Here is a 20,509-nt window from a genome sequence, read left to right on the forward strand (position 1 = left end):
GGTTTCTCTTTCCAATTTGTCTCAACGCCCAGCTTACAGCTTTCTTGACATAGTTTCTTTCGTCTTTAGCTCCTTCGAGGATATAGGGGAAGAACTTCTCAAACTTTTCATCATTTGCCTTTTTGTCGCTAATGGCTAATTTTGCCATTAATGCAAAACCTGCCCTTTTTACAAACTCTTCCTCTCTGACTCTAGTCAACAGCCTTTTTATATGCGAACTTCGTTCTCCAGAAAAGGTTCATAACACATTGGTCGCACAAGTCCCAGTTATCAAAATCCTTGACCCAGAGCTCCATTAAGTCTTCATCAACTTTCTCGGGCTCGGCAATCATACTCGCCAAAATTCGCGCTTCATGAATGTTAGAATCCCACAATTTCAAGGCGAGCTCATGATTTTTACCTATTTTCTTCGCCAGCTCCCTCAGCTTTGGCTTAGGGACCCCTAAAATCTTGGAGGAGGAAGTTATACCAAACCTTTTCATGCCTTCAACATTTCTCTTATCCCCTAGAGATCCCAAAATCTCCAATATATGTTCTATCATTATGATGCCCGTCGTAGAATCTCCCTAAAAGTATTTAAGTTTCACGATAAATTTCAAGAAGGTGTCTCCAATGCGCTGGAGCGAAATCCCAAGGGACGCAAAGGCTTACATGCTCTATCACACCATCATATCGCCAGGGTTGATAGTGTGGATCCTCTTCCCGCTTTACCTGATGAAGACGGGCTACTCGATTCTTGAAGTGGGAGCATTCTTTACGGCGGTGAACATCATTGCCATCCCCCTTACCTATCTTTTTGGCAGGGCATTCAACCACTGGGACATCAAGAAGGGATTAATTACCATAGACGTCCTCGATGGCATTGCATACCTCCTCTACGGATTTTCAAAGGGGACAATAGCGCCGCTAATGCTCTTTGCTGGGAGGACTGTGGAAAAGCTCTCAACCCTTTTTTACCCCCTTTATCGTGCCTACGAGCAGATAATATATCCCGAAGAAAAGTACGAGGAAATATTCGCCTGGCACCTTCGATTGCCTGAGATGAGCCGCATCATGATGTTCCCAATCCTCGGCTACCTCCTCGGCTACGTCTATACAAAACCCGAGCACTACCGCATGGTTTTCATGGGCTTTGGAGTACTCTCTGCATTCACAATTACATACATATGGCTCTTCCTTCCGAGCGTTGGCAAGGAGGAGCGTATAACTCCGGAGGGTTTCACTTTTAGGACCGGGGAATTCAAGCTCCTCTTGGCTTTTGAAGCATTGCTAACCCTCGCCTGGGAGCTCGCCCCGGAGATAGTTCTCATTAACTATGTTGTCTTCGTGCTCAAGAAGACGATCTTCGAGGTCACGCTCATAGCGGTGGCGAGCAGCTTGGCATCAATCCTCGGAACCTATGCAAGCGAGAGGATCCCGAAGGGAAAGGGATTCCATGCGATAGGGACAGGCATGATGATTAACGCGTTCTACGCGCTTGTGATGGCGCTCTCACCGCCCTTCTGGCTCGTTCTCGTTATCTACGCGGTGGGGAACTTCGGGGACACGTTCTGGTTCCCCTTCTATCGCTCCTGGATGTTCAAGCTGATTCCAAGGGAGAAGGCCAGTGAGTTTCACGCGGCGATAACAAGCTACCGCAAGATTATTGGCCTCGTCACTCCCTTCATAGCCGGCTTTCTCGCGAGCGTGCACGCAACCCTGCCTTATGCGATTAGTTTTGTGCTGTTCTTGATGATCGGCTGGCTATTTATGAAAATGAGGCAAGAATCGAAAGATGGTGAGGGCTCAAAAAATAAAAACTGCTAGTATTAAAACTCAGGAATCCTTATAGGTGCCTGAAGCTCTTTTTCGTTCTTCTCAAGGTTCGTGGCAAGCATCTTTATCCTCTCAACGCCTTTAATTTCATGGATGTATTTCACTACGCTCTTTGGCACCAGATCCTCCCAGGGTTCTCCTTCTATCATGCGCCTCCTTATTTCCGTAGCCGAGAGAATGTCCTTTCTGAACATTGGCTGCACCATCACCTTGTATCCCCTCTCTCTAAAGAGCTGGGCCACGAGGGAGTTCCCTGTAAAGACAACCTCAAACTTTGGAACCATAGCCTCCACGTAGGGAGCCCATATCGCATTGAAGTTTATGTCCGGAAGGGGTACCATCATGTATTTACTTCTCTCGATCCCCGCCTCATTAAGCGCTCTCATGAGCATTTCCATTCTTTCACTCGTTGTGAATGGGTTTTTCAATGTATGACTTACCTGAGCACTTCCTATTCCTATTATAAGCTCGTCTACTTCCTTAAATATGACATCCAGAGCTTTTAAATGCCCATTATGCACGGGCTGAAAGCGTCCAACGAATAGACCTCTCATCTTTATCCCCCCATTTGACCTTCAAATGAGTCTAACATTTACTTCATCACCGAGCTTAATCCCCAAAACCTCAGCGGCTGACCCCTGATTAACCGCGATTTCAAGGTATTCATGACTTCCTTTTAGTGCCAGCAGTTCACCCTCTTTGACCTCTCCATAGGTATTTGCGTAGGGTATTCTGTGCCCTTCTATCTCCACGTATTTTATACTTCCATACTCCTCTAGGTTCAGCACGACGTTCCCGAATTCATCCACATAGAGGACCTTTAAAGTCCATGAGTCCATCTTCTTTTTTGGCTCTAAATTGAGGGTCACTATTTTCTCCAAGTCTATCTCCCTTCCCAGCCGCGATGGTTCATATCCGAGGTCCAAAAGGGCTGCACTGGGCCCAAAGACATCCCTGCCATGGAAAGTCGGGCTTATTTTTCTTCCGATTATCCCTTCCATCTTTTTGAGGTTGATCTCATATGCGGCTTCAGGTCGCACGTGCTTCATGGCAAGGGTGGCCAATCCATTATCGGGCACCACCAGAAAGTGATCTCCTTCAATGATAATCGCCCTCCTGGGTGTGCCAACCCCCGGATCCACGACCCCCACATGGATCGTCCCTTTGGGAAAATACTTTACCACCTGCTCCATCACAAAAGATCCCTCTAGAATGCTGTGTCTTGTTATTGAGTGCGTGATATCGATGAGCTCGGCTTCGGGGTTTATGGCCAGGATTGCTCCCTTCATCTCGCCTGCATAGGGCCCTTTTATCCCGAAATCTGTTATGAGCGTTATCATAAACTCACCTAAAGTTTATTAAGCTTCAGATGTTAAAGGCTTTTGGGTGGTGCTGTGAAGTTCAAAGTCTTTGCTCCAATCGTTATTTTCCTCGTAATTTTCTCGGGATGCATATACAAGCCGCCCTACGTAATCAACATCTCGCTGAACAAACCTCTTCTTGAGGCGGGAGAGACCTTTTACATCACCATGATATTTAACAACACCGGGAAAGTGGCGTTTGTGAAGATGGAGGATTTAAGCGAGATTCCCGATAACTTCATCATCGTCCAGTCCCCTCAGTTCCCCAAAACCCTAAAAGTTGGTGAGAGTGCAAGGCTCGTCTGGGTTTTTAGAGCTCCCTCAACCCCCGGCACGTATCCCCTAAAGCTCCGCTTCAGGTTTATAGATGAACTGAACCGGCCATGGTTTGAGCATAAGGAATTTCTGGTCACCGTCATTGAAAAGAAGAATAAGGGAGGGCAGGGAAAGCTTGTAATGACGTTCAACCTTTCCTCAAACAAGGTTAATGGTGGAGAGGAAGTTACGGGATTTTTGAATCTCACGAACCTTGGGGATGCCCCGGTGAAAATAACCAGCGTCTTGATAAACCCACCCAGAGGGGCCACCATAATTTCCAGAGAAGAAGCCCCCTCCGCGATTTCTCCAAAGGATGCAGAGATCCTGAACTTCACGCTAAAAATGGGCTATTCTTATTTCAAGGGTTATGTGACGGTTTTTGTTGGATATGTGGAGAACGGGCAATATCGCACGGATGTTCTCAGCAGCCCGATTGAGGTTCTCTGGATGCCTTGGAAAGTGGATAGGGAAACCCTAAAGGAAGTTTACGGTGGGAATTACTACTGGATAGTGAATCCCTATGTGGTGGATGGCTACTGGAAGGAGAAGTACAATGCAGAAATCATTGGAGATATTGATAGTTTGAGGGAGTATACAAAAGGCTTAACCGAGGGGGCTATCTCCGAAGTCGATGCGGCTAGGAATGTTTTCAACTGGATCAAGAAGAACTACTCCTTTGGAGACACAACCACGGCGGTAGACCCCATTTTAATTGCCCAGCAGAGAAAGATTAGTTATGATGAAGGGCAGATACTCTTCGTGGGAATGATGAGGGCGTTGAACATCCCATCGAGGCTGGTAACACTCTACGATGGGAGCGACTGCACATTGAATGCTGTGTCCGAGTTCTATTCCGGTGGGAAATGGTATGTGGTGGATTTTAAGAGGGATTTCTTTGGAAGCAGGGCAGAATACATGAGCACCCCTTACTTTCCGAGAATTTACTATCTCTTTGCGAAGGGAGGGTATAAGCTCGTTGCACAGGCTCCCGAGGAAGTCAGAGGGCATGAGCATGTCAATGTTGGAGCAGAATACCTCTCGGAGATGCAGGATGGGATTTTAGGTGTGCTCAAGACAAGAACAACAGCCTACGGCAAGATCAAGCTCGATAAAATAATCTCTACAATGCAAGGAGATGAGAGGATCTTTGCATTATTTCTCCTAGCATCGGCTCCCAGAAATGAGCTCAATGAACTCCTGGAGGGTGCGGATATCGGGGAAATTGAGAAAAATATTAAAACGATTTATGAATTTTACAAGGATGTTCCATATCCCGAGGACTTCAGGGTTTACTGGAAAGTTTTGAAGGAGGGAACGAAGTGATAGTGGTTTTGCGATTGGGTCACAGACCTGAGAGGGATAAGAGAATTACAACTCACGTAGCATTGACGGCAAGAGCTTTTGGAGCGGATAAAATCATAATAGCAGCTGAGGTGGATGAGCACGTTAGGGAGAGCGTTGAGGACGTTGTGAGGAGGTGGGGAGGAAAATTTGAGATAGAGTTTAACCCAAAGTGGAAGGCAGTGCTGAGAGAATGGAAGGGGAAGATAGTGCACCTCACAATGTACGGGATTCACATAGATGATGCACTATCTGAGATTAAGAAGGTAATCGGAAAGGGTGAGGATGTTATGATCGTGGTTGGGGCGGAAAAGGTGCCCAGGGAGGTTTATGAGATTGCCCACTACAATGTTGGAGTTGGAAATCAGCCCCACAGCGAGGTCGCGGCTTTGGCGGTTTTTCTCGATAGGCTCTTGGATGGAGAAGGGCTCAGGAAAGAGTTTGAAGGTGCTAAAGTTAAGATAATTCCCCAGGAGCGCGGGAAAAGGGTGCTCTCTTTAGAGGGGAAGTGAGGTGTTGGAATGGTCTTAAATAAGTACCGCCCAAGGGTGCGGAAATATCTGGAGAGCCTTGTAAAGCCCCTTGCGAAAGTGGGATTAACTCCAAACCAGCTTACCATCATAGGCTTGGCAATATCCTTAACTGGAGCTTATCTCTTTGCGGTGGGTTCCCAGAGGATTGCCGCGTTAATCCTGCTTTTTGGTTCTTTGGTGGACGCACTCGATGGTACCCTAGCAAGATTAACGGGCAAAACGTCACGCTTTGGGGCCTTTCTGGACTCCACGAGCGATAGGATAAGTGATGGAGCGATACTGTTTGGGATAGCCTATGGAAAACTGGTGGGTTGGGAAGTTGCCTTCATAACTCTTATGGGGGCTTATCTCGTTAGCTATGAAAGATGCAGGGCAGAACTTGCGGGAAGCGGCACTCTAGCGGTGGGAATTGCGGAGAGGGCAGAAAGGCTCATAATACTAATAGCCTTCGCCCTCGCGGGAAGGGTGGAGCTGGGCGTTTATATCGTTGCTGTGCTTGCGTGGATCACGGTGTTCCAGAGACTGTATGAGGCGAGGAGGAGACTGGGACGGTAGCTACCACCAGATTTTGTTCCCCTTAACCTTTATGTACCCCAGTGTCTGCAGTTCCTTTAAAAAGTCTTCCAGTGCTTCCTCTTCAAAATATATGTTCACCTTCTCCCTCTTACCCTCTATTACTATAGGTTCCATCTCAAGCAGGGCATTTATGAGCTCTTTCTTTCTGTTGTTTTTCTTTACCATCTCCAGGATGAGCTCTGCCAGAGAGGATTTCGCTATTCCAACAAACATGGCATCCACCATGGAATCCTCCGTTGCATACTCCTCGGCTATTTCAAGCGCTTCCTGAACCAAATCTTTTTCAACTTCAAGGACTTCCACGTAGTATTTCCTCTCCATATTAAATTCGGTTAGGAGTTTTGCATCGAGCTCTTCCTCCAGCCTGTCTACTATCTCAACAACATCATCGAGGGGAACCCTAAGTTCAACATCAAGCCCATCAAGCTCCGATTTTTCCTTGAGAATAAACTCCCCATCCTTATCTTCAATGTATCCACCATCTATAAGGGTAGTGATAACAATTAAGCGTCCCACGTCAACTTCCTCAAAGATATCTTCTGCCTTCTTCTTCTCGCCAACTTCCCAATTACTCATGAGCCCATTATATGAATTCTCAACCTCTTCAATGAGCTCCCAGAGAGCTTCATTTTCGAATTCTTCGAACTTTTCCTTCAGCTCTCCAAAGCGACCCTCTATGAGGATGCTGTGCTCGAGTGAATAGGAAAGTTCATCCTTTGTCTTGTTCATTATACCCGCCTTGCTGAGCTCCTTGCTGAGCTCCTGCATGTCTTCCCTGCTGAGAACCTCAAACCTCACCATCATCACCAGAGGAGATTATGAACTGGAAGTTATAACCTTAACCTTACCTTAACCTTCGAACTCTTCGATAGCTTTTAGGAGAAGCTTCTTCAGCGGCTTATTAACCATTTTCTCCGCTGTTGATGACATCTCTTCAACCAACTCGGGATCTCTGTAGAGGTAGAGATAGAGGGCGTAGGACATCAGCTTTGCATTTCCCTCCCTGAGGAGCTCGAGGGAGGTTGCGAGGTTCTCGTCATGGAGGAGCATCTCGGCCAGACTTCTAATCTTTTCTTCATCCCCTTTTTCCAGAGCCTCTTTAAGAGGATTGTAGAGAGATGTTAGAACAAATCTGGCCGCATTTTCCCTGCTTTCCAGATAATGGAGGGGACTCTCATAGGACTTCTTTCTGCTCCTGAGCACGAAGTAGGACACGGGAAAAAGTAGAAGAACCAGCGCCACTATCATATACGGCGTCAGTGATATGGGGAGGAACGAGAAGCGTCTCTTTATCCACGCAAATATCATCAGGGTAATGAGTATGAAGATGAGGAAGAAGACCATGTAAACATCCATGCCTTCGTTTCTCTTCTCCCAGAGGGCGTACTTGGTGGAGGCTCCCACCTTGTCCATGAGCAGGAGCCTCTGCTCCGTCAGCTCAATCTCCGCCTCGAGCTTTTTTATGCGTCTTCCAAGTTCGTTCAGAACCTCTTCCATCATCATACCCCTAAGAGCCTCGCAATCTTTTCGCTGACAACTTCCAAAATGGCTTCCCCCTTCTCCTTTGTTGCTCCTCTGGGATCGTCGTTAACCCCATTGGGGAAGAGCTCAAGACCTACATCCTTCCTGATCTTTCTGACCTCGTATTTTCTTTTCTCTCCAACCGCCTTCTCCATCTTAACGAGCTCGGGTTTTATAGCCATTATCACGGATGTTTCATCTTCCCCGGCATGCCCCTGGGAGGTGCATATGTTTAAAATATCCTCCCTGAAGTCGATCCACCAGTTTATGAGCCACACTTCCACATTATACTTCTCCACGGATTCTTCGGCGGCCTCTATTAGAGGATACACGTTCCCTCCATGTCCGTTCATAAGAACGATCCTCTTAAATCCCTCCTGGGCGAACTCCTCTATAATGTCCCTGACATAAGCCCTCAATGTTTCAGCCTTCACATTTATCGTGCCGGGATAGACATTCAGAACAAAGGTGTGCCCGTAGTTTATAGGAGGTGCGATTAAGATATCTCTCCCCATCTCATTGAGCTTCCTCTCGACCAGCTTTGAGATTTCCACGGGAGCAAGAACATCCGTATTTAAGGGCAGGTGCTTTCCATGAGCTTCTATACTCCCTACGGGAATTATAACGGTGTCAGCTTTTTTCTTTACCTCTTCAAACTCGTCCCATGTCATGTTTTCCATCATCATGTTGCATCCCAATAAAAGTAGTCGAGGAAGGTAAAAAGTTTAGCGTTTACTTCTGGAGCTGCGAGAGGACGCATTCGTAGGTCTCCTCGACATTGCGCGCAACAACATCCCATGAGTATCTTTTCTCCACAGCCTTCCTTCCATTTTCTCCGAGTTCTTCTCTGAGTTTTTCGTCGGTTAAGAGTTTTTCCATAGCCTCTTTCAGAGCATCTTCATTTGAAGGAGGTATCAAAAGACCTCCTCTTGAGCCGCCGACAATTTCAGGTATTCCCCCAACATCTGTGGAAATGACGGGAACTCCCGATGCCATCGCTTCCAGAATGACTATTCCAAAGGCTTCTGCCGTAACGGAGGGAAGAACGAAGATATCTGCCATCCCGAACATCTTTGGAAGTTCATCGCTCGGCACATATCCCATAAATTTAACCCTCTCCTCAATTCCCAGGAATTTTGCTTGCGCCTTTAGGAAGGGTAAAATATCCCCCGAGCCAACCATCACGAGAGTTCCCTCCTTCAATCTCGAGAAGGCGTTTAGAAGAATATGGGGACCCTTCCTGTAGCTCATCCTGCTCACGTATAAAACCACATCCCCTTCCACACCGTATTCTTCCTTGATCCTCTCCTTGTTCCACTTTGGATGGAATTTTTTATCGTCCACCCCGTTGGGAATAACCCTTATTGGGGTGTCCGTGAAATGCTCTATAAAGCTCTTTGAGGCATTGCTAACGGCAATAATCCTGTGGGGGAATTTTAGGTAATGGCTGAAGATGGGGAAGCTCAAGCCCAATGCCTTCCAGAGCTTTGATTCATGGGCGAAGGATATGCTGTGGGTTGTTAGGAGTGTTGCCTTTTTCATTTTTCGCCCCGCTTTTGCAGCCTTCAGGGAAAGAGGGGTAAATGCATGATGGGAGTGTATCACATCGAAATCTTTTAGATATTCAAAGAGTTCCTCGCTTGAGTTTATTCCGAAGGATAGATTTATTTCGAGAAGAGGGCTTATCATTCCCGGGATTTTTATAAGTTCTATTCCCTTTTCCTCAAGTTCCTGCTCCTTTCCTGTAGTCCAGTAGTTCGTCACTATAGCTACCTCATTCCCGCTTTCCCTTAGCTTTAGAGCCAGGTTGTGCATGTGTGAGGCAACACCTCCAACCTTGGGATAATACCAATCACTCACCAGAGCTATCCTCATATCCACCACCTAGGATTTTGTAAAAGACCATCGCTCCAACTATAGCCCACATATACTGAAATATGAACTTGTAAGAAAAGGCTGATATTGCAGCCTTGGTTGAGGAGCCTATCCCCAAAACGAGCCCGAATTCGTTGGCGCCAACTCCTGCAGGGATTCCGCTTATACTTGCAAAAATTGTGCTTATTATAAATCCCTTCAATGCTGCAGTGAGGGATATCGAGAGTCCGAAAGCCCGCCCCACCACGATGATGCCAAGTATTTGGAGAATGAGGGTTATAGCTGAGAGCAGAAAGGAAAGTGCAAATACAATTTTGTTCTCTTTGGCTTCTCTCCATCCACTATAGAGCCTTTCAGAGTAATTCCTTAATGAAGAGGTTAGCTTTTCAAGCTTTGGGTGTTCGATGGCTTTTAAAATTGAATCTATGAGGGTGTAGATACCCTTCTCATATATGAGAATCAGGAGGGTCAGGAGAAGGAGCACTACACCCACCTTAGTGAATCCTATAAAAATCAAAGTCAAGCCTATAACTAGGATGACCTCAGCAACGGTGCTCATTGCGAGGCTTGAAAGGGCCCTGAAGTAATCACCTCCAACGAGCCTAACCTTTGCTATATGACCCAGTGTGGGAGGGAGAATCGAGATGAGGTAGTATCCGCTTAAATATGCCTTAAATGTCTTTTTAAAGCTCGTTCTCTGGACCTCGTTGAGGAATATGTACCACCGGAAGCATGAGAGGAGAACCGTGAGAAGAGCAAGGATAAGGGCTAGACTCAGATACAGTGGGGATGCCTGTCGAAGTGCGAGCTTGAGCTCTTCAAAATCTATCTGCTTGTAGAGGTAGAGGACCGAAATTGAAAAAGCAAATAGTGTAAAGAGCTTTTTTATCTTTTCATTCATGGGAATCCCTCTATAGGACAAGTGATTTTACGAGATATAGCAATAGGAGCATAACAACAGAGGTATCAAAAATTTTGTGGCTCTTTTGGATGGTCAAAACCGGAGCTCCCATAACAAATAGGGGGGATACCAGATAGAGCAGGAGGGTTATCGAAGAGAGGGAGAACACAATAGCCAGCTTCTCGGCGAGGTTTTTCCCTATAACTATCGGCGTAGTTTTTAGATTTGCTTTAAGGTCGCTCTCGTAATCCTCCAGATGATTTCTTATTTCCATTGCGAAGGAGTGCAGTGTCAGGGCTATGCTTATGATGACTTCGGGTTTTGAGAGCATGCCATCTAGATAGGCACCGAACATGAAAGGCAGGGCTCCAAAAAAGAGGCCGTGAGATATTACATCAACGAGGGGTTTGCTCTTCAACCTTGGGGGAATGGAGTAAAATGTTGATAACCCCAGCATTGTGGAGTATATCGCGAACATGGTTGGGTTGGTAAGGTAAGCGAAGCCCAACCCTGCGAGTGCTATCAGGAGCGATGATATCACACCTGCTGCAAAGCTTAACTCTCCACTTGCAATTGGATTTTTCCCATGTTTCTGGGGATTTTGAACGTCCGTGTCTACATCAAAGCAGTTGTTTATAGCAAAGGAATATGCAACGTAAAATATCCCTGCCACCAATGCCATCGAAGCCTTCCCGATGCTTGCATCTCTTATATTCAACATCAGTGGAAAGGCTATTATCCCAATGTAAGCCTTACCGTCCAGTATTCGCGTATTTTTGATTATCGATGCAATCACAGTCATCACCGGAAGTAAGTCAAGAGGAAGATTTATAAGTCTTTCCACCTAAAAGTGAAGTGGTATGAAGAAAAAATTTCATAGGTGTTGCCATTGGAGGATGTCTTTAAATCCCTGAATCAAATTTTAAAGAGCTTTGAGCTCACCAATTCGGAGATAAAGATCTACTCCCTTCTTCTAAGGGAGAGCCTGACCCCAAGACAGATTTCAAAAAAATTGGGCATATCTGAGAGGATAGTAAGAGAAAAGCTTCGCCACCTTTTGGAGCTCGGCTTGATTGAGAGGGAGCTCATCAACCGGGGTTGGATAGGGTATTTATACAGGGCCAGATCATTAAAAGAAGCTCTACCCCCACTGATAAAGAAGATGGAAAAACTTTTGGAAAGCTTTGAAAATGAAGTGGAAAAGGTGCTCTAGCTACTTGAGTCTTATTGCATCCAAGTTATTTGGAGCTCTCGTGCTTATGTTGAACCTCTTGTGAATGCTCGATGCAAGGTCGAGGCACTTCTGGGCTTCTCCGTGAACGGTTATAACCCTCTCAGGTCTTGGCTTAACCCTTGCTATGTAATTCAACAGCTCTCTTCTATCTGCGTGTCCGGAGAATCCATCTATTGTGTGAACCTCCATGTTAACCTTGACGGCTTCCGTTCTTCCGCTCTCTCCTACGAGGGGTATCTCCCTCAGGCCGCGCTGCACTTTTCTTCCAAGTGTGCCCTCCGCCTGATAGCTTACGAATATTATTGAGTTCTTCTCATCGCTTGCCAGCTGTTTGAAGTACTCCACGCTGGGTCCTCCCACGAGCATGCCCGAGGAAGCTATGATTATCGCGGGTTCTCTGCTGTCTATGATATCTTTCCTCTCGTTTGAGTTTGCAACGGGATGGAATATCTCGCTCAGGAAGGGATTGTATCCTTCATGGAATATCTGATCTCTGAGGGTTTTGCTCAAATACTCCGGGTATGCCGTGTGAATTGCGGTGGCCTCCCAAATCATACCATCCAGATAAACCGGAACCTCCATTCCCCCTATCCTTGCATACTCCTCAAGGACCATCATTATTTCCTGGGATCTTCCAACCGCCATTGCGGGTATCAAAACTTTTCCACCGCGTTTGAGGGTTCTCAATATAACCTCAATGAGCCTCTTCTCCGCTTCCTCTCTCGGGAGCTGATAGTCCCTCGAAGCACCGTATGTTGACTCCATTATGAGCGTTTCCAGTCTTGGGAATCTAGCATTAGCGGGCTCAAAAAGCCTCGTCGGGATAAACTTGAAGTCTCCGGTTACGGCTATGTTATGGAGGCCATTCCCAACGTGTATGTGGGATATCGAGGATCCCAGGATGTGCCCGGCATTGTGGAGCGTTAAACGCATGTCGGGAGAGATATCCCTAACTTCACCGTATTCCAGAGTAATCGTGTGCTTAACAACTTCCTTTATGTCCTTGGGTTTGTAGAGGGGTTCTATTCCATTGCTCTGCTGTATTTCCATGAAATCCTTTTGAAGGAGCACCATCAGGTCCCTCGTAGGGGGTGTGGCATAAATCGGGCCTTCAAAGAGGTTAAACCTGAAGAGGTAGGGAAGGAGTCCGCTGTGGTCTAGGTGAGCGTGCGTGATTATCACAGCATCAAGAATACCCTCCTTCAGGACATACTGAAATTCGGGTGCATCGAAATGGGGAAAAGCCTTCTTGGGATCATGGAGGGCTGCGACATTTATACCAAAATCAACCAGTATATTGCTCTCGTTGGTCTGAAGCAGAAGTGCACTCCTCCCCACTTCTCTCCATCCTCCAAGTCCCGTTATCCTTATCCAATCACTTTTAAGCTCAGGTTTTCTATAGACATTCCTTCCGACCTGTCTCAGGAATTTTCTCCTATCTTTACTCTCGCTTTGGAGTATCTGCCGTATGGAATAAATGGTCTGGGATTGGAGGGGAGGAGTTCTAACAACCCTGGGTGCCCAGTAAACAGTCTGGGTTATCAACCTTAAGGTCTCCCCGTTTTTGCCTATAACGAGGCCCGGCTTCTTGGCTTCTATCAAAACCTCGCCAACGGAAGGATCAAAGCTTATATTTGTGATCTCCGCTTCGCTTGGAACGAGATTCTTTATTCTCTCCTCGGCTTCCTCAGGAGACGTTAGGATATGGGGATCAGGTCTAACACTAATCCTTTTTTTGAGAACTTTAGCGAGATTTTTAATCAACTCCCCATCCTGCATCAGAACTTCGGGGTTTTTGACATATATAACGAGTTCAGGTCCCTCAAATTCAACTTCGGTTATTTTAGCCTCTTTGGGAACCATCTGATTTATGATTTCTTTCATCTCTTTTAGAATGTCTTCAACGAATGTCTCTCTTTTTATCACGCTGCTCACCTCAAAAGATTATAGCTTCTTAAGAATTTCCTCAATTTCTTCTTTGCTTACTTCTCTATATCCCTTTTTATCCACAGCGACTAGCATAATTCCATCCCCTGTATACACATCCCTCTTTAATGCAGAATTAACAGCCCTTACGGCTAATTTAATTCCTCTTTTCAGGGTTATATTCTCCTTATATGAATCCTCCAAGATGGCGTAGGCAAACTCCATACCCGAGCCTGCTGCAACATATCTATCCTCAGTTATCCCTCCCACAGGGTCTATAGAATACATCTTGGGCTTCTCATCATAACCTCCAATCAAGAACCAGGCAAAATAGGGCATGTATTTGCTCCCCTGGAGGATGTTGGCGGTAAGTGTTGCCAGTGCTCTGACGCTCATTGGTCTGTATGTCTTCATTTTGTACAGGGTGGCTTCCACCTGCAAATGCCTAACCAAGCTTAAGATGTCGCCAACGCTCCCTGCTCCGGCTAAAGCTAAGTGCTCATCTATTTTGAAAAGCTTTGTGGCGTTCTTTGTCATTATCATATCCCCGTAGGAACCCCTTCTATCCGCTGCTAACACAACGCCATCTTTACAAACAATGCCCACTGTTGTAGTGCCTTTAACATGCTCTGTCAACTACAACACCCCTTTAGTTTCGTAGAATAGAGCAAAACTGCTTATCAAGTCCCACTTTCGTTAAATACTATTTAAACTTTTCGATGCTCGGGGTGGAAAAAGCTTAAATATTCCTTTAACTTGCCTTAGTTAGGGAGTTAAATGAAGGCGTTTCCGGCATATTTGGCATCTTGGGAAGACATAGAGAAGTGGGCAAAAAAAGGCGCTTTTAAGATTTTGGAAGAAGGTTGGAAGCCAGATGTAATTGTGGGGCTTGCAAGAGGCGGATGGATTGCCGCACGTTTGTACTGTGATTATCTTGGAGTGAAGGATTTGATAAGCCTAAAAATTGAACACTGGGGAATAACTGCCGCCCCTGATGGGAAGGCCAGGCTTAAATATGGTTCAAACTACAAATTAGAGGGTAAAAAAGTCCTTATTGCGGATGATATTTCAGACACGGGAGAGAGCTTAACCCTCGCCAGGAACTACGTGGAGAGCCAGAACCCGGCAGAAATTAAAATTGCAACCCTTTTAACGATTAAAGGTACAAAACTCAAGCCAACGTACTTTGGAGAAGAAATTGACTGGGCATGGATAATATTCCCATGGAATTTCGTTGAGGACATGATAAACCTCGTGGGAAACATTTTTGAGGAAAGAAAACAAGTTACATCTGATGAAATTACAGAGCTGTTTAATCAGCTCCATGGAATAAACGTCCCCAAGGAGAAGCTCGAGGAAGCACTCCTCATCGCGGAGAAGAGGGGGATATTTAAAAAAGAGGATGGATACTGGACTAAAATTTAGGGTGTGATAAATTGGATAGGGATGAAATGATTGAGCGGATTAAGGAGCACAGCAACTACTCGAAGGAAATCTACCACATGCACGAGGAGAGCGTTAAAGAGGCCATAGAGCACTACGAGCAGCTCAAGGAGGATTATCTGAGCGAGCACTCAAGAGCTAGAATCGTTAGGATAGTTATAAATGAGGATAACGGTCTTCCCCTTGCCTTGGAGTTCAATAAGAAGGATGATTCATTCAAGGGATTCAGCATAGCCATAGGAAAGCCCTACATAAAGAATGGAAAGACTTAGTTTCTAAGTTGTACTCAAGAATAATGCTGCCATCCATGGAAGCTTACATAAAAACAGGAAAGATTAGTACCTCATCTTTGGATTGTACTCTAAAATAATGCTGCCATCTTTGAATATTCGTATTACTCCACTTTCTGAGATAGTTATGGCTATAGCTTTTGTGATTTTGGTTATTCCCGCCGCTGCTATGTGTCTGCTTCCAAGACCCTGGGGAACCTCTACCTTGAGCTTCTTTGCGTCAACATCCAAATATCTCCCCGCGGCAATTACTCTTCCTGTCCTTGAGAATATGAAAGCCCCATCCAAAAAGGAGAACTCTTTTATGATTTCTTTGACGTTTTTATCCAGAATGTTGAACTTGTAGCCCTTGAAGGGGTTGGGAACCATCTGGTGGGAGTGCTTCAGGACGTTGCTCGTGTCTCCTATCACAAATATGGTTCCGACAGGGATGCCTTCTCTCCCTTCTGCGCTCAGCTCTATGGCAATCTCAAGGAGCGTCTGCATTACGTTCTGTGTTGAAGAAAAGAATGCCTTTGAAAGGACTCCCCCCTTCTTTGCTTCTTTGATTCCTATCAGATTTAAAGAAACATAAACAAAGCTATCTCCCTCTTCAATTATCCCACGCTCCATGAGAAAGGCGGATATCAAGTTTAGCACATTTTCAAGTCCCAGATCCAGAGGGACGGGAATTGATATGTACTTCTCGCCTATCTCAAAGTTTTTCCCCGTTATCACAAGGGGTATCTCACTCTCGGGGATATTTATAGGAATGCCCGGATTTAAGATGACAACTGCCCTTGCATCTATGTTTGTGGCCAGCTCAAGTCCCGTGCTTATTAGCCTTTCAAAATGCTCGCCATTTCTCATGTTTACACCGTACTATAGTATTTCGGCAATTGTTTATAAACCTTTAGTTTTATGCTCCAAGAGAGTTAGTGCTTTCTCAGGAGGAGCACCCCATAGATTGCACCCAGGAAAATTGTTGCCAGACCGCTGGGAGGTATGTTGGTGTAGTAGGCTAAAAGGCTCGATGAGACCTCAACCACTAGGGTTAGAAGGATGCTTATCCCTATTATCCTCCTCAAATCGTCGCTCAGCATCATGGCAATTGCCCCGGGTAAAACAGCTATAACCTGGAGAGTTATCAGCCCGACTGTTTTGACTATCAGGGCTCCTATAACTCCAACTATCACATATAAGAGCATCAGATAAGCCCTGACATTCCCCCCATAACTCTCAACACCCTCGGGATCAAAGCTCACATAGAGAAAATCGTTGTACAGGAAAGCCATGAGAAAAAACACGAGAGTTCCGGCAAGAACGAGCATTGTCAGATCATTCATGGTGATCAGAAATATCTCTCCTGTCAAATAAGATATTATGCTCTCCGAGAGAGCGAAATAGGGTTTGCTTGCCATAACATTGTAGAGGAGCCCAAAAGCTAGAACCGTCGCCCCTGCTACAAAGCTCGCTATGATTCCCACGGAAGCATCACTCGTAAATCCTCTATCCTCCAAGAATGCGATTGACATGACGACTAGAACTGTGATTATCATGGCAACCCATACCACAATTCCGAGATTTCCGATAATCAATCCCAAACTCATCCCAAGGACTGCACCAAAGAGAAGGGAATGAAATGTGGCGTGTGTGAGAAATGCCAATCCTTTCATGTTTATCAGAGGGCTTAAGAGACCTAAAAGAACACTCACCATAAGGCTGGCTAATAGAGCTCTTAGGAGATATTCCGGGATCATCTTTTACCCCCCTTAAAAAAGTGCGCATCTCCTATTATGCAGTATATTCTCTTCCCTACCCGCAAAGCCTTTGATTGAGGTCCATATACTCTGGCTATTGTATCATCCTTCAAAACCTCCTCGGGAGATCCATAAGCTACCAGTTTTCTGTTTAGGAGCATTATTTTATCTCCCACTTCAGCTAGAGGATTGATGTCGTGGGTAGTAATTATCATGGAAATGCCCTTTTCACGCTTTATTTTTCCTAATATGCCTGTAACTTCAGCTCTGGCAGAGGGATCAAGCGCTGAAAGGGGCTCATCGAGCAGTAAAAGCCTTGGATGTGATATTAATGCCCGGGCTAGAAGAACTCTCTGCTTCTGACCGCCGCTGAGTTCATTAAATGCTTTGTCCTTAACATCTGCAAGCCCAACGAATTCCAAAGCTTCTTTGGCATCTTTTTTTATCTCCCTTGGGATTTTTGTATGTACAAAACCTTTCCTATAAAGACCTCCCATAGAAACGACTTCAATACTCTTAAGGGGAACCCTCTCATTAAGGGTATGGCTCTGGGGAACGTAAGATAGGATGTCTCTGACTTTATCCGGTTCTTTTCCGAAGATTGAGAGTTTTCCATCGTAATTCTGGTGAATTCCGGCAATCACTCGTAATAGAGTTGTTTTCCCCGCGCCGTTAGGGCCCAAGAGGAGCAGTGTTTCACCCTCTTTAAGCGTAAATGTAACATCTTCAACAGCTCTTTCTCCATTATAGTATATGTTTAATTTCTCGGCACTTACTGCTTCCATGATCTCACCCGCTCGCCAAAAATCATAGAGGCGAATAATTTTTAAGGATTTTCCGGCAGTTCTCAAAAGCAATGGAAATCTAAAATTCAAATTCAACCCCGTTTTCGTCTCCTTCCCAGAGAATAACTTTGTGAAGCTTGAGTCTCTTTGGAAGACCTTCTCTTATACGTTCCCCTATCCACAGGGCTATATTCTCCGTGGTTGGATTTGCGAAAATTTTGTTCAGGTTCCTATGGTCAAGTTTCTCTATTACCTCACGCTCCACGATCCTCCTGAGTTCAAGAAAATCAACAACATAGCCCTCTTCGACTTCTCCTTCAACAACAACTTCCAAATGGTAAGTATGCCCATGCATCTCTTCCAAAGTCTCCCCGAGCAGAAGGGCATGAGCAGCCTCAAACTTGAACTTCTCCCTTACCCTTGACAGCATAACATCACCTCACGGGACTATATGATGCTTCCTACATCTCGCCTCATATGCCTCACTTCCTCCAACGAGGATTATTGGGGAGTCTCTGGGAGCTGGCTTTCCATCTATCAACCTTTGGGTGCGTGTAGCTGGTGCTCCGCATATGGTGCATACTGCAGTTAGATAAATTATATTGTCCGCTTTGACCAGTAATTCTTTTGTAACCTCAAAAGGATCTCCTTTGAAGTCCAGATTTAGTCCAGAAGCTATTACGTATATGTTTTCATCAGCAAGTTTATTCAAAACCTCCACAATTGACATCGGGAAGAACTGCACCTCATCAATTCCGATAACCTCATAGCCTTCTCTTTTTGTGATATCATAAATCTGTTTTACACCTTCCTCATTGTTGGGTATTACAAAAGCTTCGTATTTGAGACCGTTGTGTGCAACCACATGATCTTCGCTGTATCTATTGTCTATAGATGGCTTAAAGAGTGCTGCTTTCCTCTTTGCAAATATCTGACGCTCTATTCTCTTTATAAGCTCCGTAGTCTTCCCTGCAAACATGGGGCCGGTAATGACTTCCAAAAATCCTTCTGGATTCATAGCACCACCAGATATAAGAGGACATAGCACCATAAAATTCTATCGTTGCCTTCCTGTGAGAAATCTCCTATTTAATTTAACTAGATGACAATAACTAAAGCAGAACTTAGTCACCTTTCTCCACTTTAAGAGTCTCGATTGAAGATATTATCAAGAAAAATATGGCGGGTAAGATGTACCGTTCATCCTGAGCAACCCAGAAGAGGGGTGCCATGGTGTAAAAAATTGCCAATCCCAGAGAGGGCGTAGGTTTCCTCCTCCCTTTAAAAAAGCTCCAGATTAGAAGAAGCAGAGGGAGTAGGGAATATAAAAGAAAGACAGGTAGATAGAACTTAAAATTACTCACTATCAGGGTGTTGTTAATTCCCTTCGATGAAGCCTCTCCAAGATAAGCCATGAAGCCTTCCCTTGCAGAAAACCCGATTCCAAAATAGAAAGCTATTGAAGTCATGAGGAATAGAAGTCCATAAGCATCTCTAAAGAGAATAAGGATTATGAAGGGTAAAATTAAAGCCTGGAAGCGGGCAAGTCCTGCAAGTGCCAGAGAGAATGAAGCAATAATCGTATTTTGTATACCCCTAACCTTCAAAAGTGAGAGGGATATGGTAAGCAGGGTGAGGAATGTCAGCTCAGTTGAGAGGGTATAGGCATATTCCCTGAAAAGGGGTATTGAGAGGAGGAAGAGGTAGGAAATCAGGGCGAGCTCTTCATTTTTAAAGAATATGAAGAGGGAGCACAGGAGCAGAGAGAGCATGAAAAGCTGGTAGAATATCGCACTTTCGACAGTGGGTTTAAACAAGTGAAAGAAAACAAATAAAAGGTATGAAAGACCTGGAAATCCCCTTCCACCGATAATGGTTTCATAGTGTCCCAGGTATTTGAGGGAGAGCGCTCCATCGAGGTACACGAAGAGCGTGTCCCAAGCTATCTTAAATGCATCTATGCTGTAGAGGATCCACACGGCGGTTAGGAGCCACGCTCCCAGGTAAAGCCATTTATTTTTCACGGTAAACAGAAATCCTATGAGGAGTACCAGTAACAGCACTCCGAGTTTCAGGCTTTCGTTCCTATCAAAATCCTTGTTCTCTTCAAAAAAGCGTTCTATTAAGGGTAGATTTTCATCGCTCCCCGTTATGAACAGCGTGCCGTTCATAAGAATTATGGAGGGATAGAATGTGTAGACCTCGGGCAGCTCCTCCCTCTCCCATGTTTGGTTTAGGAGAGGGTTGTTTTTCACATTTCCGACCAATACCAGCTTTTTTTCATTCCCTTCATATCTTGAAAGCTCATTCTCTATTAGGTACGACCATCTGAGTGCCACGCTTGAGTTTCCGCTTACAATCTCCCATTCTCCTCCCTCTCTTATGAATTTAATGACCTCTTCCTTTGAGGGGTATACTACGATGTCCTGAGGTTTTGAGAGGTTAAAAAAGTGCTCCAGAACTATCTGCGCCGTTTCAAGTCTATCCTTGCCCCCATAGCGTTCAAAGTTTCCCACTTCAAACATCCTGGGAACGGCGTATCTTCCCCCAACTATTATCAGCCTATCTGGATTTTGAGCCTTTATTTGCTCAAGATACAGCGTATCCTGGCTTCCCCAGGGAATTAAGATTAGAGTTGCATTTAAATAGCTCGCAAGGTACTGGGCTATGGTTTCATCCTGGTCAGCACTCACTATGAGAGTTTTTGCACTCACAGGGGATGCAAGCAGCAGTAGCAACATCAGGAATGCCAGCTTCTTCATGGAATAAAATGAGGAGAGCTTAGAATAAAAGCCTTACTCAATATTTTTAATAGAGGAGGACTACTTTAAACCATGGGATTTGAGGTTTA

Annotated in this window: 25 protein-coding genes; 7 read left to right on the forward strand and 18 right to left on the reverse strand. The window is 45.2% G+C overall.

Annotation, left to right across the window (positions count from 1 at the left end):
- Both ACXJGZ_RS07895 and ACXJGZ_RS07900 read right to left on the reverse strand, forming a co-directional pair.
- Nucleotides 1-199 (reverse strand): DNA alkylation repair protein (locus tag ACXJGZ_RS07895; RefSeq protein ID WP_456398965.1); only part of this gene is annotated, 199 nt, incomplete at its 3' end.
- On the reverse strand, nucleotides 192-542 hold the full coding sequence (locus ACXJGZ_RS07900; RefSeq protein ID WP_456398967.1) for a DNA alkylation repair protein: 351 nt from the start codon (nucleotides 540-542) through the stop codon (nucleotides 192-194). The genes ACXJGZ_RS07895 and ACXJGZ_RS07900, both read right to left, overlap by 8 nt.
- A gap of 70 nt (nucleotides 543-612) precedes the next feature.
- Here ACXJGZ_RS07900 and ACXJGZ_RS07905 point away from each other — a divergent pair, with 70 nt between their 5' ends.
- Nucleotides 613-1,806 (forward strand): MFS transporter, encoded by a 1,194-nt coding sequence (locus ACXJGZ_RS07905; RefSeq protein ID WP_456321327.1) that lies wholly within the window; start codon nucleotides 613-615, stop codon nucleotides 1,804-1,806.
- Nucleotides 1,807-1,808: 2 nt separating this feature from the next.
- On the opposite strand, the gene ACXJGZ_RS07910 is transcribed toward ACXJGZ_RS07905, so the two are convergent.
- Both ACXJGZ_RS07910 and ACXJGZ_RS07915 read right to left on the reverse strand, forming a co-directional pair.
- A complete protein-coding gene (locus ACXJGZ_RS07910) occupies nucleotides 1,809-2,375 on the reverse strand; it encodes a nicotinamide-nucleotide adenylyltransferase (RefSeq protein WP_293252734.1) in 567 nt (188 codons plus the stop codon).
- A gap of 15 nt (nucleotides 2,376-2,390) precedes the next feature.
- Nucleotides 2,391-3,155 (reverse strand): SAM hydrolase/SAM-dependent halogenase family protein, encoded by a 765-nt coding sequence (locus tag ACXJGZ_RS07915; RefSeq protein WP_456398970.1) that lies wholly within the window; start codon nucleotides 3,153-3,155, stop codon nucleotides 2,391-2,393.
- Between the two features lie 54 nt (nucleotides 3,156-3,209).
- Here ACXJGZ_RS07915 and ACXJGZ_RS07920 point away from each other — a divergent pair, with 54 nt between their 5' ends.
- The 3 genes from ACXJGZ_RS07920 to pgsA are packed head-to-tail and all read left to right on the forward strand — an operon-like array spanning nucleotide 3,210 to nucleotide 5,923.
- Entirely contained in the window at nucleotides 3,210-4,817 is a 1,608-nt protein-coding gene (locus ACXJGZ_RS07920; RefSeq protein WP_456398972.1) for a COG1470 family protein, read from the forward strand.
- Nucleotides 4,814-5,347 carry a tRNA (cytidine(56)-2'-O)-methyltransferase gene (locus ACXJGZ_RS07925; RefSeq protein WP_456321330.1) on the forward strand — a complete coding sequence of 178 codons (534 nt, stop codon included), beginning with the start codon at nucleotides 4,814-4,816 and terminating at the stop codon, nucleotides 5,345-5,347. The genes ACXJGZ_RS07920 and ACXJGZ_RS07925 overlap by 4 nt, the downstream gene beginning before the upstream one ends.
- Nucleotides 5,348-5,356: 9 nt before the next feature.
- Nucleotides 5,357-5,923, forward strand: coding sequence for an archaetidylinositol phosphate synthase (gene pgsA, locus ACXJGZ_RS07930; RefSeq protein WP_456321331.1), 567 nt, complete (start codon nucleotides 5,357-5,359; stop codon nucleotides 5,921-5,923).
- Here the strand turns inward: pgsA and ACXJGZ_RS07935 are convergent, their stop codons facing one another.
- The 6 genes from ACXJGZ_RS07935 to ACXJGZ_RS07960 are packed head-to-tail and all read right to left on the reverse strand — an operon-like array spanning nucleotide 5,924 to nucleotide 11,043.
- A complete protein-coding gene (locus tag ACXJGZ_RS07935) occupies nucleotides 5,924-6,748 on the reverse strand; it encodes a hypothetical protein (protein ID WP_456321343.1) in 825 nt (274 codons plus the stop codon).
- A gap of 45 nt (nucleotides 6,749-6,793) precedes the next feature.
- The gene (locus ACXJGZ_RS07940) at nucleotides 6,794-7,441 is read right to left on the reverse strand and encodes a hypothetical protein (protein WP_293252703.1); all 648 of its coding nucleotides are present in this window, start codon (nucleotides 7,439-7,441) and stop codon (nucleotides 6,794-6,796) included.
- 2 nt (nucleotides 7,442-7,443) lie between these two features.
- Entirely contained in the window at nucleotides 7,444-8,151 is a 708-nt protein-coding gene (locus ACXJGZ_RS07945; RefSeq protein WP_456398975.1) for a creatininase family protein, read from the reverse strand.
- 46 nt (nucleotides 8,152-8,197) lie between these two features.
- Nucleotides 8,198-9,340 (reverse strand): glycosyltransferase family 4 protein, encoded by a 1,143-nt coding sequence (locus ACXJGZ_RS07950; protein ID WP_456321333.1) that lies wholly within the window; start codon nucleotides 9,338-9,340, stop codon nucleotides 8,198-8,200.
- Nucleotides 9,318-10,241 carry a lysylphosphatidylglycerol synthase transmembrane domain-containing protein gene (locus ACXJGZ_RS07955; RefSeq protein WP_456321334.1) on the reverse strand — a complete coding sequence of 308 codons (924 nt, stop codon included), beginning with the start codon at nucleotides 10,239-10,241 and terminating at the stop codon, nucleotides 9,318-9,320. The genes ACXJGZ_RS07950 and ACXJGZ_RS07955 overlap by 23 nt, the downstream gene beginning before the upstream one ends.
- A gap of 10 nt (nucleotides 10,242-10,251) precedes the next feature.
- Nucleotides 10,252-11,043 (reverse strand): UbiA prenyltransferase family protein, encoded by a 792-nt coding sequence (locus tag ACXJGZ_RS07960; RefSeq protein ID WP_456398986.1) that lies wholly within the window; start codon nucleotides 11,041-11,043, stop codon nucleotides 10,252-10,254.
- A gap of 78 nt (nucleotides 11,044-11,121) precedes the next feature.
- Between ACXJGZ_RS07960 and ACXJGZ_RS07965 the strand changes: the two genes are divergently transcribed.
- A complete protein-coding gene (locus tag ACXJGZ_RS07965) occupies nucleotides 11,122-11,454 on the forward strand; it encodes a helix-turn-helix domain-containing protein (RefSeq protein WP_456398978.1) in 333 nt (110 codons plus the stop codon).
- Here the strand turns inward: ACXJGZ_RS07965 and ACXJGZ_RS07970 are convergent, their stop codons facing one another.
- Together ACXJGZ_RS07970 and psmB are read right to left on the reverse strand one after the other, a co-directional pair.
- Nucleotides 11,455-13,401: a beta-CASP ribonuclease aCPSF1 gene (locus ACXJGZ_RS07970; RefSeq protein WP_456321336.1), complete on the reverse strand. Its 1,947-nt coding sequence runs from the start codon at nucleotides 13,399-13,401 to the stop codon at nucleotides 11,455-11,457.
- A gap of 18 nt (nucleotides 13,402-13,419) precedes the next feature.
- The gene (gene psmB, locus ACXJGZ_RS07975) at nucleotides 13,420-14,037 is read right to left on the reverse strand and encodes an archaeal proteasome endopeptidase complex subunit beta (RefSeq protein ID WP_293252688.1); all 618 of its coding nucleotides are present in this window, start codon (nucleotides 14,035-14,037) and stop codon (nucleotides 13,420-13,422) included.
- 141 nt (nucleotides 14,038-14,178) lie between these two features.
- Between psmB and ACXJGZ_RS07980 the strand changes: the two genes are divergently transcribed.
- A complete protein-coding gene (locus ACXJGZ_RS07980) occupies nucleotides 14,179-14,826 on the forward strand; it encodes a phosphoribosyltransferase (RefSeq protein WP_456321337.1) in 648 nt (215 codons plus the stop codon).
- Between the two features lie 11 nt (nucleotides 14,827-14,837).
- Nucleotides 14,838-15,116, forward strand: a complete 279-nt coding sequence (locus ACXJGZ_RS07985) for a hypothetical protein (protein WP_293253543.1) — start codon at nucleotides 14,838-14,840, stop codon at nucleotides 15,114-15,116.
- A 63-nt stretch (nucleotides 15,117-15,179) separates the two neighbouring features.
- Here the strand turns inward: ACXJGZ_RS07985 and ACXJGZ_RS07990 are convergent, their stop codons facing one another.
- The 6 genes from ACXJGZ_RS07990 to ACXJGZ_RS08015 all read right to left on the reverse strand — a co-directional run bounded on the left by ACXJGZ_RS07990 (nucleotide 15,180) and on the right by ACXJGZ_RS08015 (nucleotide 20,420).
- Nucleotides 15,180-15,983: a DNA integrity scanning protein DisA nucleotide-binding domain protein gene (locus ACXJGZ_RS07990; RefSeq protein WP_293253540.1), complete on the reverse strand. Its 804-nt coding sequence runs from the start codon at nucleotides 15,981-15,983 to the stop codon at nucleotides 15,180-15,182.
- A gap of 65 nt (nucleotides 15,984-16,048) precedes the next feature.
- Complete coding sequence (locus ACXJGZ_RS07995; RefSeq protein ID WP_456321338.1) at nucleotides 16,049-16,873, reverse strand: metal ABC transporter permease; 825 nt, start codon at nucleotides 16,871-16,873, stop codon at nucleotides 16,049-16,051.
- On the reverse strand, nucleotides 16,870-17,658 hold the full coding sequence (locus ACXJGZ_RS08000) for a metal ABC transporter ATP-binding protein (RefSeq protein ID WP_456321339.1): 789 nt from the start codon (nucleotides 17,656-17,658) through the stop codon (nucleotides 16,870-16,872). Before ACXJGZ_RS08000 ends, ACXJGZ_RS07995 begins: the two co-directional genes overlap by 4 nt.
- 79 nt (nucleotides 17,659-17,737) lie before the next feature.
- A complete protein-coding gene (locus ACXJGZ_RS08005; RefSeq protein ID WP_456321340.1) occupies nucleotides 17,738-18,088 on the reverse strand; it encodes a 6-pyruvoyl trahydropterin synthase family protein in 351 nt (116 codons plus the stop codon).
- A 9-nt stretch (nucleotides 18,089-18,097) separates the two neighbouring features.
- A complete protein-coding gene (locus ACXJGZ_RS08010) occupies nucleotides 18,098-18,676 on the reverse strand; it encodes a thymidine kinase (protein ID WP_456321341.1) in 579 nt (192 codons plus the stop codon).
- A gap of 106 nt (nucleotides 18,677-18,782) precedes the next feature.
- Nucleotides 18,783-20,420, reverse strand: coding sequence for a hypothetical protein (locus ACXJGZ_RS08015; protein WP_456398983.1), 1,638 nt, complete (start codon nucleotides 20,418-20,420; stop codon nucleotides 18,783-18,785).
- Between the last annotated feature and the right edge of the window lie 89 nt (nucleotides 20,421-20,509).

The organism is Palaeococcus sp. (in: euryarchaeotes), from assembly GCF_053987695.1.